Annotated in this window: 15 protein-coding genes; 10 read left to right on the forward strand and 5 right to left on the reverse strand. The window is 40.1% G+C overall.

Annotation, left to right across the window (positions count from 1 at the left end; genetic code table 11):
• Position 1 precedes the first annotated feature (1 nt).
• The 5 genes from AC07WY_RS18370 to AC07WY_RS18390 all read right to left on the reverse strand — a co-directional run bounded on the left by AC07WY_RS18370 (position 2) and on the right by AC07WY_RS18390 (position 6,367).
• Entirely contained in the window at positions 2-1,366 is a 1,365-nt protein-coding gene (locus tag AC07WY_RS18370; RefSeq protein WP_494736891.1) for a MacA family efflux pump subunit, read from the reverse strand.
• A 111-nt stretch (positions 1,367-1,477) separates the two neighbouring features.
• Complete coding sequence (gene holA, locus AC07WY_RS18375) at positions 1,478-2,470, reverse strand: DNA polymerase III subunit delta (protein ID WP_004725854.1); 993 nt, start codon at positions 2,468-2,470, stop codon at positions 1,478-1,480.
• Between the two features lie 4 nt (positions 2,471-2,474).
• Positions 2,475-3,008: an LPS-assembly lipoprotein LptE gene (locus AC07WY_RS18380; RefSeq protein WP_234624052.1), complete on the reverse strand. Its 534-nt coding sequence runs from the start codon at positions 3,006-3,008 to the stop codon at positions 2,475-2,477.
• A 210-nt stretch (positions 3,009-3,218) separates the two neighbouring features.
• Positions 3,219-5,855, reverse strand: coding sequence for a leucine--tRNA ligase (gene leuS, locus AC07WY_RS18385; protein WP_494736892.1), 2,637 nt, complete (start codon positions 5,853-5,855; stop codon positions 3,219-3,221).
• A gap of 119 nt (positions 5,856-5,974) precedes the next feature.
• Positions 5,975-6,367, reverse strand: coding sequence for a DUF4124 domain-containing protein (locus AC07WY_RS18390; RefSeq protein ID WP_494736893.1), 393 nt, complete (start codon positions 6,365-6,367; stop codon positions 5,975-5,977).
• A gap of 575 nt (positions 6,368-6,942) precedes the next feature.
• Between AC07WY_RS18390 and AC07WY_RS18395 the strand changes: the two genes are divergently transcribed.
• From AC07WY_RS18395 to rlmN, 10 genes are all read left to right on the forward strand, one after another.
• On the forward strand, positions 6,943-8,670 hold the full coding sequence (locus AC07WY_RS18395; RefSeq protein ID WP_494736894.1) for an acetolactate synthase 3 large subunit: 1,728 nt from the start codon (positions 6,943-6,945) through the stop codon (positions 8,668-8,670).
• Entirely contained in the window at positions 8,667-9,158 is a 492-nt protein-coding gene (gene ilvN / locus AC07WY_RS18400) for an acetolactate synthase small subunit (protein WP_004725868.1), read from the forward strand. Before AC07WY_RS18395 ends, ilvN begins: the two co-directional genes overlap by 4 nt.
• Before the next feature lie 149 nt (positions 9,159-9,307).
• On the forward strand, positions 9,308-10,324 hold the full coding sequence (gene ilvC, locus AC07WY_RS18405; RefSeq protein WP_004725869.1) for a ketol-acid reductoisomerase: 1,017 nt from the start codon (positions 9,308-9,310) through the stop codon (positions 10,322-10,324).
• Positions 10,325-10,410: 86 nt separating this feature from the next.
• Positions 10,411-11,208, forward strand: a complete 798-nt coding sequence (locus AC07WY_RS18410) for a tetratricopeptide repeat protein (protein WP_494736895.1) — start codon at positions 10,411-10,413, stop codon at positions 11,206-11,208.
• Positions 11,209-11,314: 106 nt separating this feature from the next.
• Positions 11,315-12,145, forward strand: coding sequence for an XAC2610-related protein (locus tag AC07WY_RS18415; protein WP_494736896.1), 831 nt, complete (start codon positions 11,315-11,317; stop codon positions 12,143-12,145).
• An 87-nt stretch (positions 12,146-12,232) separates the two neighbouring features.
• Positions 12,233-13,519 (forward strand): glycosyltransferase family 4 protein, encoded by a 1,287-nt coding sequence (locus AC07WY_RS18420; protein WP_494736897.1) that lies wholly within the window; start codon positions 12,233-12,235, stop codon positions 13,517-13,519.
• A gap of 31 nt (positions 13,520-13,550) precedes the next feature.
• Positions 13,551-14,102, forward strand: coding sequence for a phosphatase PAP2 family protein (locus AC07WY_RS18425; protein WP_004725875.1), 552 nt, complete (start codon positions 13,551-13,553; stop codon positions 14,100-14,102).
• 218 nt (positions 14,103-14,320) lie between these two features.
• Positions 14,321-14,521, forward strand: coding sequence for a Fe-S cluster assembly protein IscX (gene iscX, locus AC07WY_RS18430; protein WP_004725877.1), 201 nt, complete (start codon positions 14,321-14,323; stop codon positions 14,519-14,521).
• 142 nt (positions 14,522-14,663) lie between these two features.
• Positions 14,664-15,095 (forward strand): nucleoside-diphosphate kinase, encoded by a 432-nt coding sequence (gene ndk, locus AC07WY_RS18435; protein WP_004725878.1) that lies wholly within the window; start codon positions 14,664-14,666, stop codon positions 15,093-15,095.
• 178 nt (positions 15,096-15,273) lie between these two features.
• Positions 15,274-16,518 carry a dual-specificity RNA methyltransferase RlmN gene (rlmN, locus tag AC07WY_RS18440; RefSeq protein WP_105714392.1) on the forward strand — a complete coding sequence of 415 codons (1,245 nt, stop codon included), beginning with the start codon at positions 15,274-15,276 and terminating at the stop codon, positions 16,516-16,518.
• Positions 16,519-16,573 lie beyond the last annotated feature (55 nt).

The following is a 16,573-nucleotide window of genomic DNA, read 5'->3' on the forward strand; positions in this document are numbered from 1 at the left end:
CTTAGAGTCTCATTGGGCCACTGTTTTTATTACTTCGTTTTGCAGAGTCATTGGATGTATCTGAACCATCTGCTAGTACAACTTGATCACCTTCATTGAGGCCACGCAGTACTTGGGCGGTTACACGGTTATTTAAACCAATTAAAACTTGTTTACGTTGAGCGCTACCATCCGCCTGTAAAACGCGAACAATCGAAACCGAAGCTTTACCTTGATCAATCAAAGTCTTTTCATCTGCTGTGAGTTCAAGACGTTCTGGGCGATCAGCAGCATTTTGTCCATTTTTATTTGCTTGACCTTGAGGTGCAGATGCTGAACGAGTTGAATTTGCACCAGATGCGCCATTTGCGGATTTATTGGCACGTTGTGGGCGGTTTGAAGACTGTAATGCCGCAGCAGGAACAGTCAGTGCATTTTTGGCTTCAGCCAGAATGATATACACCTGTGCGGTCATATCAATTCGGAGTTTACCGTCATCGTTTGGTACATCGAATAGGGCATTATAATAAATCGCTGTACTTGTTGATGATGAAGATGAATTGCTTGATGTTTCAGTATTAATTGATTCTGGTGCAGGCTCTACTTGACGCAGTGTTGCATAGCGTTTTTTCTCACTATCACCCAGTGTAGTGAAATAAACTTTTTGACCTTCTTGAACTTTCATGACATCTGCTTCAGACACTTGTGCCTTGATGGTCATAGTGTCCAATTTTGCAAGTTTCACAATAGTTGGTGCACTTTGGTTGGCGTTTACCGTTTGACCTTCTTCGGTCACAATAGCTACCACGGTACCATCCATAGGAGCAACAATACGGGTATAACCTAAGTTTTCTTGTGATGTTGCAAGTGTAAGTTTAGATTGCTCAATTTGTGCATCCATCGAAGCAATATCAGCTTGTGCTGTTTTAAATGCGGCTAAGGCACTGTCATAATCTGCTTTAGACGTTGCATCTTGTGCAAACATATTTTTTTGGCGGTTATATTCTGCCTCAGCTTTGGCTAAAGTCGCCTGTTTGGTTGTCAGTTGAGCCTGTTGATTTTTAATACTTGCTTCAGCTGTTTTTAAATCGTTGCTTTGACGCACTGAATCAATTTGTGCAATCAGTTGACCTTGTTTAACTTGGTCACCCAGCTTGACGTACATTTTTTTAACTTGACCCGAAACCTGCGCACCAACGCTCACCATCTTGGTTGCTTCTAAATCACCTGTTGCAAGAACTGCATCTTCAATATCACCACGTGTGGCTTCTGAGGTTATATACTGCGGTTGTGTATTTTTAGGCTTTAATACATACCATGCGATTGCGGCAATGATGGCAAGACAAACCGCTATAAGAATGGCTTTGGCTGGTTTTATTTTTGGCATAGCGATAATTGGGCTGAGAGAAAAATTGATCAAATTATAATGATTAAATAAGGATAAAGCGTGAATTTTTTAAAATAAATGGAAATGAGAATTATTCTGCATAATATCTATCTAAGCATTGATAAATAAAGTTTTTCCACACAACTCAGCAATACATTGTTGAATGATATGTTCTGGACTTTCTTTGCTGAGTCCTTTGATTGCAGCATCTACACGCAATAACAGTTGTGGCCAAGTTAAAAATGAATGTGGATTTAAGCGTCTAAGTGCTTGTTGATACAAAGAAATCTTGGTTTTCCAAATACCGAGCTGTAAGGCATTTTGTGGTTGTTCATACAACTGCATCAAAAGACGCATTTCTTTACTAATTGTCCATAAAATTAAACTGTTGGGTTCGCCTGACTCCACAAGATATTGGAAAATTTTAATCGAAAGTGCCAAGTTTCCAGCAATCAATGCATCACTTAAATCAAAGGTGCTATAACGTGATTGATCCTGTAAACATTCTTGTAAATGTTCAATTGAAATCTGTTTTTGATCTGGGAAGGTATCGGCAACACGCATCAGGCTGTTTTTGGCAGCCAAAAGATTATGTTCATGATGTTGTTCAAGCCAGATCCAGGCATCTTGATTTAATTGGACACCGAGCTGATCTGCTTCGATTGACAATATTCGTTGACGGTCTTGCGGGTAATTTGCGGTTAAAGCAATCACAACACCATTGGCTTCAACTGTTTGAAAGAAACTTGACTTTAGACTACTTGAGTCTTGTTTGGGCATAATGATCACAAGCAAGTTGTGTTCATTATGTTGAATATAGTGTTTGAGTTGTTTGAGTCCATTGGCATCGGGTTTGATATTACCATGGACTTCAAGTGCCAGATTTTGAGAAAATAAAGATAAGCTATTCAAAGCATTAAAGACATTTTTCCAGTCGGAAACGCTATTGAGATCATAGCGTTGTCTTTCTACTTCATGTTTTGCCCAGCTTTTTCTTAAAGCATCGAGTAGGTTTTGTTCTAGAAGTGGTTCTTGACCATGTAAAATCCAAACACCTCGCGCTTCATCAACACGTTTAAGGGCTTGTAAATAGTCAAGTTTCATAGAATTATTGCGCTACAGGTTGGTTCGAAAGAGTACGTGCTTTAGGTAAGCGGTTGGCTGCAATTTGACGCGACATTTGTTGTGCAATGTCATCAATCAAAATTTGGCTCAGATATTTATATTGTTGATCATCTGTGTTGACCGTTGCAACATCATATTGATAACTACGAGATGCATTTAAGGTTCGAGGTTCAGTAATCGGATTCCCTTGTTTATCTTCAATCTGGAAAGTAACACTTAGACGGAGTAGTGTTTCTACCAATTTACCATTTAACTCATGACGAACAGGTTTGTAGTCTAATACTCGTAATACATAAGCATCACTTGAATTACTCAGTTGGACACCTGTCGCAGTTAAATAAACACTGAGTTTCTTTTCAAGATCTTCAGTATTCGCTGGTAACACCAGTTGTAATTTGGTGTAAACCAAAGGCGTTGCTTGGGCATTGGTGCCCTTTAAATGAAAGCCACAACCTACTAAGCCCGCACTCAGACCCAAAGTTAATACAACTGCAGCAACACGTTGAACTAAATGCATGCTTTGTCCTCATGAAATTCCATTGGATATGGAATATTTAATCTTTATAAATTCACGCCATTTTAGAATCAAAGCCCGTTGAATGACAACGGGCTTTGTTTGGGTTTTGTTTATTCTACTAAAGTCCCTTCCCCTTAGGGAGAAGGTTAGGATGAGGGGAATGACCTCTCCCTAACCCTCTCCTAGAAGGAGAGGGGATTTAAGCAGGAATTAAACCACCAAATTCACAAGCTTATTTGGAACCACAATTTCTTTCTTGGTTGGACCTGTTAAGAATTGCTGAACCTCAGGTAACGCTTTAGCCAATGCCAATAATTCATCTTTCGATGCATCAACAGAGACTTCTAACTTGCCACGAAGCTTACCATTGACTTGAACTACGATCGTTTGTGTATTACGTGTTAATGCAGACTCATCAACCGTAGGGAACAGTACCGAAGTTAAATCGATATCGAACTCAGTCAATAAGGTCTGACTTAAGTGTGGTGCAAATGGTGCAAGTAAAGTCAGCAAAGTGGTAATCGCTTCACGTGCTACAGCAACATCATTGTCATCTTTTGCTTCAAACTTATTGCTGGCGTTGAGTAATTCCATCAAAGCTGCAATTGCGGTATTGAATGCATGACGACGTTCGATGTCATCACCCACTTTTTGAATTGTTTCATGGGTCTTACGACGCAGGTCTTGTGCTTCAGTGGAAAGTTTCGAAGCATCAATTGCTGTTGCATGGTTGCCTTTTTCAAGGAAGCCTGCTGCCAAACGCCATACACGTTTTAAGAAACGGTTTGCACCTTCAACACCAGCATCAGACCATTCTAAAGATTGATCTGGTGGTGCAGCAAACATCATAAATACACGTGCGGTATCCGCGCCGTACTCGTCAATAATCGCTTGTGGGTCGATACCATTATTTTTCGATTTCGACATTTTCTCTTGACCACCAACCACAACGTCTTGACCGTCACCTGAATATTTAGCAGAAAGTACACGACCTTTCTCGTCTTTTTCTAACTCAATATCCGCAGGATTAAACCAAGTTTTTTTGCCACTTTCCGCTTCACGATAGAAGGTATCCGCTAAAACCATACCTTGAGTCAATAAGTTGGTAAATGGTTCATTGCCTTGTACCACACCCTCATCACGCATAAGTTTATGGAAGAAACGAGCATAAAGTAAATGTAGGATGGCATGCTCTACACCACCAATATATTGGTTTACAGGCAACCAAGATTTTGCAGCTTCAGGTTTAACTAAACCACCCGTGAAATCAGGAGAAGCATAACGTGCATAATACCAAGACGACTCTACAAAGGTATCCAAAGTATCGGTTTCACGACGTGCATCACCACCACAGCTTGGGCATTTTGTTTGATAGAATTCAGGCATTTTATTTAAAGGATTACCTGAACCATCTGGAACCACATCTGTTGGAAGAACAACCGGCAGTTGATCTTCTGGAACAGTGACTTGACCACACTTGTCACAGTTGATCATCGGAATTGGACAACCCCAGTAACGTTGACGAGAAACACCCCAGTCACGTAAACGGAATTGAACTTTAGCGCTGGCAAGACCTTGTGGTTCTAATTTGCTTAGGAATGCATCAAAAGCAGCTTGGAAGTCTAAACCGTCAAATTCAGACGAATTGACCAATTTACCTTCTTTAGAACCGTACCATTCCTGCCATTCAGACGCAGAGTATTCAGCATCATCTGAGCCTTTGGCATCAATGACTTGTTTGATTGGTAAGTTAAATTTATTGGCAAATTCAAAATCACGTTCATCATGTGCTGGAACGGCCATCACCGCGCCTGAACCATATGACATCAATACATAGTTTGCGATCCAAACAGGGATATCTTGACCCGTAACAGGGTGTTTAACAGATAAACCTGTTGCCATGCCTTTTTTCTCAGCAGTCGCAAGATCCGCTTCTGCAACAGAACCCATACGACATTCTTCAATAAAGGCAGCAAGTTCTGGCTTGCCTGCTTCTGATTGGATCGCAGCAGCTTTGAGTGCTAGAGGGTGTTCAGCTGCAACCGCAACATAAGTTACCCCCATCAAGGTATCGGCACGTGTGGTATAAACCGTTAAACCATCTGCATAAACTTCAGGATTTGCCGACGGGAAGGTAATGTCCATACCCGTTGAACGACCAATCCAATTGCGTTGCATGGTTAAAACTTGTTGTGGCCAACCGTCTTTTAAGGTATCTAAATCGTCTAATAATTCTTGTGCATAATCGGTAATACGGAAGTAATACATTGGAATATCACGTTTTTCTACCAATGCACCTGAACGCCAACCACGTCCATTTTCAACTTGTTCATTTGCAAGAACAGTTTGGTCTACAGGATCCCAGTTTACTGTAGACAGCTTGCGATAAATTAAGCCCTTTTTATAGAGCTGTACAAATAACCATTGTTCCCAGTGGTAATACTCTGGCGTACAGGTGGCAAATTCGCGATCCCAGTCGACAGATAGACCAAGTTTCTTCAATTGATCACGCATATATGCAATATTTTCAAAGGTCCACTTTGCTGGTGCAACTTGATGGGCAATCGCTGCATTTTCAGCAGGTAAGCCAAAAGCATCCCAACCCATTGGTTGTAGCACAGTTTCACCTTTGAGACGGTGAAAGCGGCTGATCACATCACCAATAGTATAATTACGCACATGACCCATATGCAGTTTGCCGCTTGGGTAAGGGAACATCGAGAGGATATAACGACGTGGACCTTCTACAGTGTCGGCAACTTTAAACGATTTGCGATCTTCCCAGTCTTTTTGGACTTGAGGCTCAATCGCATTTGCTTGATATTCAGGGTCAATATGAGTAGTCATAAATGTATTTGAGAATAATGGTTAAAAAACTGTGCACACAGCATAGCGCAAAATCCATCTAAAAGTGAATTTTGCGCGCTTTTAAATCTGAAAAACTTGTGATTTTACTTTTAATTTAATTATTGAGGCGTCGCAAGGCTAGAAGGTGTATTTTGCTCATTTTGTGGTGCGACATTGGGCTGTTGAGTATTCGGTGGATTAACCACTGGTGCTGGGGTTACAGGTTGAGTACCTTGAGGTTGCCCATTTTGTGGCTGATTTTGTGAGGTATTTGGCTGTGCTGTTGGTGCTGGGTTGGTAGGTCTCGAATCTCCATGATAGCCATAAGTGTTCACCTTAGTTTGGCTGCGCGCATTCTTCGGTGGCGGTGTGGTGGTGTAATGGGTAGAGCCTTTGCTGTCTACCCATTTATAATACTGTTTTGCATGACTGGCGCTGACCCCAACCATAGAGAATAAGGCAAAAATTGTCGATACAAAAACAGTGTGTGCAAAGCGTTGACGTTGTTTCATTTTATAAAACCTTTGAGTCATTTTTTATTCAGATGAAAACGAAAAATCATTCTGCTATCTAATATACATCGGATTGTTTTCGCTTGATCTGGGTATTTTTGAAATCGTATTTATTTTATACAGAAAAATAAAATTTTAAATAATTCTTTTGCAATTTTATTGGCTTATAAGTCTTTGAAAATTTTATTTATAAGACAACCAAAAAAAAGGAATAGTTTTAAAAATAAACGCTTGGTAAATAAACAATAAAAAGCCTGATAGAAACCTTGACTTTGTTCGCTAAAACTACAAAAATGCTTGCTTTAGTTTCAGATGTTTTTTTCGATCACCCTTCGAGTAAAAATATCAAAGCAAGCAATAACATTTTCTCTAAGCCGAGAAAATGACTCTACCGAAGCATGTTTATCCCAACATATTTCAGTGATTCATACAGCTCAAACAGCTGCGTGACGATTTATTTTTTTATTGCTGCAAAAACTAGTAAATATGTGTGCTATAACAGAGCGCACAATCAATGAATGAAACACGGCCTGTGTCTCCCATAGCGCTGTGGAATAAAGATTAGGGTGAATACGTTGGAACTTTTATCTGGTGGTGAAATGCTCGTTCGTGCATTGGCGGACGAAGGCGTTGAACATGTTTTTGGATATCCAGGCGGCGCAGTATTACATATTTATGATGCGCTATTTAAACAAGATAAAATCAATCATTACCTCGTACGTCATGAGCAAGCTGCTGGTCATATGGCAGATGCTTACTCACGTGTGACGGGTAAAACAGGTGTAGTGCTGGTCACATCTGGACCTGGCGCAACCAACACTGTAACACCAATCGCTACAGCCTATATGGACTCAATCCCAATGGTGATTTTGTCTGGACAGGTTGCCAGCCATCTTATTGGTGAAGATGCATTCCAAGAAACAGATATGGTCGGTATTTCTCGTCCGATCGTAAAACATAGTTTCCAAGTGCGTCATGCAAGTGAAATTCCTGCCGTTATTAAAAAAGCATTTTATATTGCTGCTTCAGGTCGTCCGGGTCCTGTTGTGGTTGATATTCCGAAGGATGTTACCAATCCTGTCGACAAGTTTGCTTATGAATATCCTGAAAAAGTGAAGATGCGCTCTTATCAGCCACCTCACCGCGGTCATTCAGGTCAAATTCGTAAAGCCATTGATGAGCTTATTAATGCCAAACGCCCTGTGATTTATACGGGTGGTGGTGTTGTTCAAGGCAATGCTTCTGCATTACTGACTGAATTGGCGCATTTATTGAATTACCCAGTGACCAATACGCTGATGGGTTTGGGTGCGTTCCCAGGCGATGATGAGCAATTCTTGGGTATGTTGGGTATGCATGGTACATACGAAGCCAATATGAGTATGCATAATGCTGATGTTATCTTGGCGATCGGTGCGCGTTTTGATGACCGTGTAACCAATAATCCGGCGAAGTTCTGTACTAACGCGAAAGTGATTCATATTGATATCGACCCAGCGACGATTTCAAAAACCATTATGGCGCATATCCCAATCGTGGGTGCGGTAGAGCCAGTACTTCAAGAGATGTTGGTTCAATTGAAACAAATGAATGTTTCTAAACCAAACCCTGAAGAAATCTCGGCATGGTGGTCACAAATCAACGAATGGCGCAGAGTACATGGTTTGCGTTATGCGCCAGGTGAAAATGGTGTGATGAAACCACAACAAGTGGTTGAAGTATTAGACAAAGTAACCAATGGTGAAGCGATCATTACTTCTGACGTTGGTCAGCATCAAATGTTTGGTGCGATGTATTACAAATACAAACGTCCACGTCAATGGATCAACTCAGGTGGCTTAGGCACAATGGGTGTGGGTTTACCTTATGCCATGGCTGCGAAACTTGCATTTCCAGACCAACAAGTGGTGTGTATCACAGGTGAAGCATCGATTCAGATGTGTATCCAAGAGCTTTCTACATGTAAGCAATATGGCTTAAATGTGAAAATTCTCTGCTTGAACAACCGTGCTTTGGGGATGGTAAAACAATGGCAAGATATGAACTATGAAGGACGTCATTCAAGTTCTTATGTTGAGTCATTACCCGATTTTCCAAAATTGATGGAAGCTTACGGCCATGTAGGTATCCAGATTGACCATGCGGATGAGCTTGAATCTAAGCTTAAAGAAGCAATGGCGATTAACGATAAATGTGTATTCATTAACGTGATGGTTGATCGTACCGAGCATGTATATCCGATGCTTATTGCAGGTCAATCTATGCAAGATATGTGGTTGTCTAAAGGGGAGCGTACTGAATGAGACATATTATTTCTGTACTCGTTGAAAACGAAGCTGGTGCGCTTTCTCGTTTAGTGGGGTTGTTCTCTCAACGTGGTTATAACATTGAAACTTTAAATGTCGCACCAACTGAAGATCCAACCATGTCACGTTTGACATTAACCACTTATGGTGATGACCATAAAATTGAGCAAATCACCAAACAGCTCAATAAATTGGTCGAAGTGGTTAAAGTGGTTGATTTGTCAGAAGGCGCACACATTGAGCGTGAACTGATGCTGATTAAAGTCAAAGCATTGGGTTCTGCACGTGCTGAAATTAAGCGCACAGCGGATATCTTCCGTGCTCAAGTGGTTGATGTTACACCAACGACTTATACCATTCAGATTGCGGGTACAACTGAAAAAATTGATGGTTTTATTGATGCACTTGCAGAAAACACAATTTTAGAAGTTGTTCGTTCTGGTGTATCTGGTATTGCTCGTGGTGAAAAGGTTCTTTCACTCTAGTTGCACCTCAACCAGTAATTAATTATTTGATTTTTTATTCCCTCATGTATAACCTCTCCTCGCAATAGGAGAGGGACTTAGACTAGAAGATTCAAAACAATAATCTTCAGGATAGGAAGAGGAAACACAGCATTTTAGCGGAGACAGCAATGCAAATTTTTTATGATAAAGACTGCGACTTATCTATCATCCAAGGTAAAAAAGTAGCGATCATTGGTTATGGTTCACAAGGTCATGCTCACGCGCAAAACCTTCAAGACTCAGGTGTAGACGTTACTGTTGGTTTACGTGCTGGTTCTACTTCTTGGAAAAAAGCTGAAAATGCAGGCCTTAAAGTTGCTGAAGTTCCAGCTGCTGTTGCTCAAGCTGATTTAGTGATGATCTTGACACCAGATGAGTTTCAATCACAGCTTTATCGTGACGTGATCGAACCAAACATCAAAGAAGGTGCGACTTTAGCATTTGCACATGGTTTCGCTGTACTTTATAACCAAGTTGTTCCACGTAAAGATTTAGACGTGATCATGGTTGCACCAAAAGCACCAGGTCATACTGTACGTTCAGAATTCCAACGTGGTTCAGGTGTACCCGATCTTATTGCGATTCATCAAGATGCTTCTGGTAATGCACGTAACGTTGCACTTTCTTACGCTTCAGGTGTAGGTGGTGGTCGTACAGGTATCATCGAAACTTCATTCCGTGAAGAAACTGAAACTGACTTATTTGGTGAGCAAGCAGTACTTTGTGGTGGTGCTGTAGAATTGGTTAAAATGGGTTATGAAACGCTTGTTGAAGCGGGTTATGCACCTGAAATGGCTTATTTCGAATGCTTGCACGAACTTAAATTAATCGTTGATTTAATGTTTGAAGGCGGTATTGCGGACATGAACTATTCAGTATCTAACAATGCTGAATACGGTGAATATGTGACTGGCGTTGAAGTGATCAACGAGCAATCACGTGAAGCGATGCGTAATGCACTTAAACGTATCCAATCAGGTGAATATGCGAAGATGTTCATCCAAGAGGGTGCATTGAACTATCCATCTATGACAGCTCGTCGCCGTCAAAACGCAGCTCACGGTATTGAAGTGACTGGCGGTAAATTGCGCGCGATGATGCCTTGGATTCAAGCCAACAAAATCGTAGATAAAGAAAAGAACTAATTTTTAGTTTTTATCAAAGCCCACTCTTTTGAGTGGGTTTTTTATGTTATATTTTAGTTAAAGTTAATAATAAAGCAGAAAATAACATGAAATTAAATATGTATTTAGTCAGCATCAGTATGCTTGGCTGTTGTGCTATATATCCAGTATATGCACAGAACGCGAGCGTTGATGATTCTATGCAAAAGTCTAGGCAGAATCATAATCAGCCTCAAAATACACAAAATAAAGTACTCGATGAAAAGATTGCGTACAATGCTTTAGAAAAAGCCAAGCAGTCTTTAAATGCGGGGCATCCACAACAGGCCATTGCAGCATTACAGACAGCAATTCAGTATTTTGAAAAATACCAAAACAATAGCCAAGATACTCTCTATGCAGCCAATGGCACTGCTGAAACCTTGCTATATCTGATGCTTGATATGGGAAAGCAAAAAAATATTCGAGTTTTTTCAAGTTGTTGGGCGGACTTATACTTTCAAGCCGCTTATGCATTTATTGAAATGAATGATCTAAAGAATGCTCAAGTAAAGTTACAAAGTGCTTTAACACTATCACCTTTTAATAGTGAGTATTTAAAAGAGGCAGGGTTTATCCAGCAAGCACAAAAACAGTGGCAAGCCTCATTGGAAAGCTATAAAGCTGCTGAACAGCATCTGTATTTGCTTGAGCCTGAAGAAAAAAGATTGGCGATTCAACAGAGTGTAAGACGTAGTTTAGGGGTGAGTTTGATTGAATTAAATCAACTAGATGAAGCTACTCAATATTTTAATAAAGTTTTAAAGGTTGATCCCTCGGATGCAAAAGCGCGTAATGAATTAAAGTATATTGAGGAGTTAAAGAAAAAAGGTCATGTTGCCAAACAGCCAATTGGTCGCGTCTAAATCGCACTTTGTAAAACCATCTTTAGGGTAGCAATTTTTAACTAATAAAAATTTATTTTGTGATAAATTACACATTATTGATTTTGGTTAAACGTGGTATTCAAGTATGAAATCTAAACTTCTCATCGCAATGACGACTTTGTCTATTTCATGCTTTAGTTTTGCTGAAACGCAGTCCACTTCGAGCAACCCTGCGCTAAAATCGTTGAGTGGCGTACGCGTATCGATGCAACGTATGCTCAAGTCGAGTGAAGGTCGATACTTTATGAATCTTTATGCGGGGATTGCTCATCCGCATGGTGTGCTGACGGATTTAATGGATGGCACAACAACAGACTTTAAAGGGACACAAAAAGCAGATCAGTTGGATTTAAAGTCGATTACTGCTGAATCAGATCCTTCTGTAAATAGTAGTGATCAATTAACTGGCCTATTAAATGCAAATACAGGCGTGTTTAAAGCATCATTGTTAAAGAAACCAAATACAGCTTGGCAGTCGATACAGTTTGAGCCTGCTTTTAAAGTCAGCAATAAACCCGTTTTTATCTTTAAATTTTATGGTCAAGATGATGCCAATAGCCCTTATGGAAAAACCTTAAAACGTGTTGATGTGTTAAATAAAACCAACAATACAGTGGTACAGAGCTTGACAGGTTTTACTGGTTATCCAAACAGTATTGGCTATATGGATATCAATTTTGATGGTTATTATGATGTCATTGTGTCGGACTTGTCACAAGGTCGTACAGTCGATGATAAACGCTATATTTACTGGATGTACAATCCAAAAACACAACAATTTCAACGTTCTCCGCAACTTGAAAAAATTGTTGGTTTCCCAAGTTTACATGGTGAAAAACAACAAATTGATTTTGGTAATGGACAGCTTTATCAAGTTCAGAATGGTTTGTTAAATCGTATTTCTGATGAAAACTGATAATGGTCAAAAAACTGTCATTAAATAATCATTAAAATGTCAAAAACTTAGCCTAATCTATTCAAAAATGAAGAGATTAGGTATCGTATGAATAAACCGTACGCGAACACCTTGCAATTTAAACAACAAGATTTTCCCGATAACTTTAAATTTTATTTTAATCCAAACAAGAAAAAAATCGATACGAATAAAGACCATCTTATTCGTGACCTATCCCGACCTCGACTAAAAATTGCAATCGTGACTGAAACATGGCCACCAGAAATCAATGGTGTTGCTTTGTCTTTAATGCAACTGTGTAAAGGCTTGCAAAACCAAGGTCATAAAATATTACTGATTCGCCCTGCACAAAAGACCCAATGTCAAGACTTTAGCCCAAATAAAGAATGCTTGGTGACTGGGCAATCAATTCCGAAATATCCAGACATGAAGTTTGGCTGGCCCCAATTTCTAAAAGTCTCTCAAGCAATTTCGGCATTTTCACCTGATGTGGTACATATCGTGACTGAAGGGCCTTTAGGCTTTACTGCGCTGCATGCGGCAAAGACACGACGAATTCCGGTATCAAGTGGGTTTCATTCACAATTCCAAGAATTTAGCCGCTTTTTTGATTTAGCGTTCTTGGTCAAACCGATTCAAAGTTATTTGCGATGGTTCCATAACGCAACGCAACTGACTTGTGTGCCAAGCCGTGATACAGAACAGGCATTACGTGAGTTTGGTGTGACCTGTCCATTGGTTGTGGTCGGGCGAGGAATTGATACAGAACGCTTTTCATCACAACGCTACTCCGAACAGTTGAGACAACAGTGGGGTACAGATGAAGACACCACAGTCTTGATCTATGTTGGGCGTTTGTCTTCTGAAAAAGAAGTCAATGTGGTGATTGATGCCTATTCTGAACTGCGACAACAAGCACAACGAAAAGTAAAGTTGGTGCTGGTAGGGCATGGTCCAGATCGTGGTCGTTTAGAAAAAATGCCGGGTGCTGAACATGTGATTTTTATGGGCAGTCTAACTGGCACACAACTTGCTGAAGCCTATGCGAGTGCAAATGTTTTTGTTTTTGCAAGTCAGGTAGAAACCTTTGGGAATGTCGTTATCGAAGCGATGGCGAGTGGTTTACCGATTATTGCTTATGACTATGCCTGCGCTCAACTTCATGGCAGACATGCGCAGAATGGCTGGTTATGTCCAATTGGAGACATCAAGCAATTCACTCAACATGTATTAGATCTTCCAGATAACAGCACACTCAAACGTTTCGGGCAACAAGCGATGCATGATGTGCAAAGCATTGGATGGCAACATCCCGTACAACAATTCGAAGAAGCACTATACCAGGTAACGCAGTATGCAAAACGACTGACCTAGTTCATCTCAAATAATGAGAGGAGAGTGGAAAATGAATTTTAAAAATACCAAAATAAAAATGCTCGATCTCGACCTTAGAGGTTGTTTATATCTCAATAATTTATCGCATACCCAAAGTATTGCGACGTTCTTTAAAACTGTGAGCCGTTTGGGAGATGGTCCTTTCTGGTGCGCAATGTTGGTTCTGATTTGGCTACAAAAGAGCTGGATCTATGGTCTGCAACTTCTCTATGTCGTTGTTATGGGGCTTTTAGGAACTGGAATTTATAAGTTCTTAAAACATAAAACAGTGAGACCACGACCTTATCAAGTTCATCAAGTCATTATTCTGGGTGAACGACCATTGGATCATTTTAGCTTTCCGTCAGGCCATACGTTACATGCGGTCATGGTCACTATTGTCTTTGGCTATATTCAACCAGTTATGTTGTTCATTATGATGCCTTTTACCATTCTTGTAGCGTTATCTCGGATGGTTTTGGGTCTGCATTATCCAAGCGATGTCATTGTTGGCGCACTGATTGGTGCAAGTGTCGCGAGTTTGATTGTGTTAAGCGCACCATATTTAGGAGTGATGTTATGATGGTTTACTTACTGCTGGTCTGTAATTTTATTTTTAAAGAATCTGATGATTTTGATCATCAAGGTTTTAACTTTGAATAATTGGCTCAATTCAATCCGTCTTGTAAATTAAACGCTTGAATCCGTGGTGAATCTTGTAAATGTCTAGAATGATTTATTTCTGAATGAATTGAGATTTGATACAGTAGCAGAATTAAATTGAGCAAAGGAAGACCTGATATGGGCTTACGTTGGACAGATACAATTGATATCGCAATTGAACTCAGTGAAGCGCATCCAGATGTGGATCCACAATGGGTGCGTTTTACCGATATGCATGCATGGATTTGTGCATTGCCAGAATTTAGTGATGATCCAACCAAATCGACTGAAGGTCTGCTAGAAGCCATTCAAATGGCATGGATTGATGAAGCGAATTAATGGCTTGAGATGTTGTTGAATGAGCTAAACGTCACAGCGCATCGAAAAATCCAAATTTTTTACAGATTAAAAGCAGAAAATTGTTCATTATTCGGTATAATGCGCCCAAATTTTCGTGTCAATTTGACTAAAGGAGCCACTCATGGCTATTGAACGTACTTTATCTATCGTAAAACCAGATGCAGTTGCTAAAAACCACATTGGTGACATCTTTGCTCGTTTCGAAAAAGCTGGTCTTAAAATCGTTGCGACTAAAATGAAACACCTTTCTAAAGCAGAAGCTGAAGGTTTCTATGCTGAGCATAAAGAACGTGGTTTCTTTGGTGACCTTGTTGCATTCATGACTTCTGGTCCAGTTGTAGTATCTGTTCTTGAAGGTGAAAACGCAGTTCTTGCTCACCGTGAAATTCTTGGTGCTACAAACCCTAAAGAAGCTGCTCCTGGTACAATCCGTGCAGATTTCGCTGTAAGCATCGATGAAAATGCTGCGCATGGTTCTGACTCAGTTGCATCTGCTGACCGTGAAGTAAATTACTTCTTCGCTCAAACTGAAGTTTGCCCACGTACTCGTTAATTCGACGTATCTAGGGTCTCTTTTTCTACACGAATAAATCTCCGATTTATGAATTGATAACAGACCCGAAACCAGATAGGTGATATACTACTTGTCTGGTTTTTTTATTTTTGTTGCTTTATTTGGCTAAATATTGGTCAATATGTTTTATTACTACGGCATGATTTAGGTAATCCCCATGAATTCTGAAGTTGTCGCTTCATCGTTAAATCTAGATGAACAGCAGCCTGCATCATCAAAATCTGTACAGGCTGATCGTATTCAGACTGCAAATGTGCAGAAAGTGAATTTACTTGGCATGTCACGTCCGCAATTGGAAAAATTCTTCGAAGAAATCGGCGAGAAAAAATTCCGTGCTGGGCAGGTAATGAAATGGATGCATCAATTTTTTATCACTGATTTTGCTGAAATGACCAATATTTCAGGAAAATTGCGTGAAAAACTAGAAAGAATTTGTGAAATCAAAGCCCCAGAAGTGGTGCATCGTAACTATTCGAAAGATGGAACTCGTAAGTGGGTATTCCGTGTTGGCGATGGTGCTGGCTCTTTGGTTGAAACGGTATTGATTCCAGCAGAAGATAAAACAGGTTCACGTAAAACACTGTGTATTTCATCACAAGTGGGTTGTGCTTTAGATTGCTCATTCTGTTCAACAGGAAAGCAAGGTTTTCAGCGTGATTTAACCCCCGATGAAATCATTGGACAGTTGTGGGTGGCCAACTATTCTTATATGGAAGACGTACCTGTTGCTGAACGTGAGCGCTCGGTGACCAATGTGGTGATGATGGGAATGGGTGAGCCATTACTCAACTATGATGCTGTATTAAGCTCAATGAATATCATGTTAGATGATTTTGCTTACGGCATGTCTAAACGTCGCGTTACATTATCAACCTCAGGTGTTGTACCGAAAATTGACCAATTGGCACAAGATATAGATGTGGCTTTGGCGATTTCTTTACATGCGCCAAATGATGAATTACGTAATGAATTGGTGCCGATTAATAAAAAATATCCATTAGCACAATTGATTGCTGCATGTCAGCGTTATATTGCCAAAGATGGTAATGAAAGCTCTCGTAAACATGTCACTATTGAATATGTGATGTTGGAAGGAGTGAATGATCATCCTGAACATGCACAACAAATGATTAAGTTACTGAAAAACTTACCAAGTAAAATTAATTTGATTCCATTTAATCCATTTCCGCATGCGCCATATGGCCGTTCAAGTCGAAATCGTATTATTTCTTTCCAAAAAACTTTGTCTGATGCAGGTTTTGTGTGTACGATTCGTCAGACACGTGGTGATGATATTGATGCTGCGTGTGGGCAGTTGGTCGGGCAAGTGGCAGATCGTACCCGTCGTGCAGAGCAGTGGAAAAAGAAAGTTGCTGAACGTGGTGAGATTATTCGTTCATAAGCTTAAAGATTTGTAGACATACATTTATATCAACAAATAATCAGGGGCTGACTTT

Source organism: Acinetobacter sp. GW821-FHT01C12 (assembly GCF_059422625.1).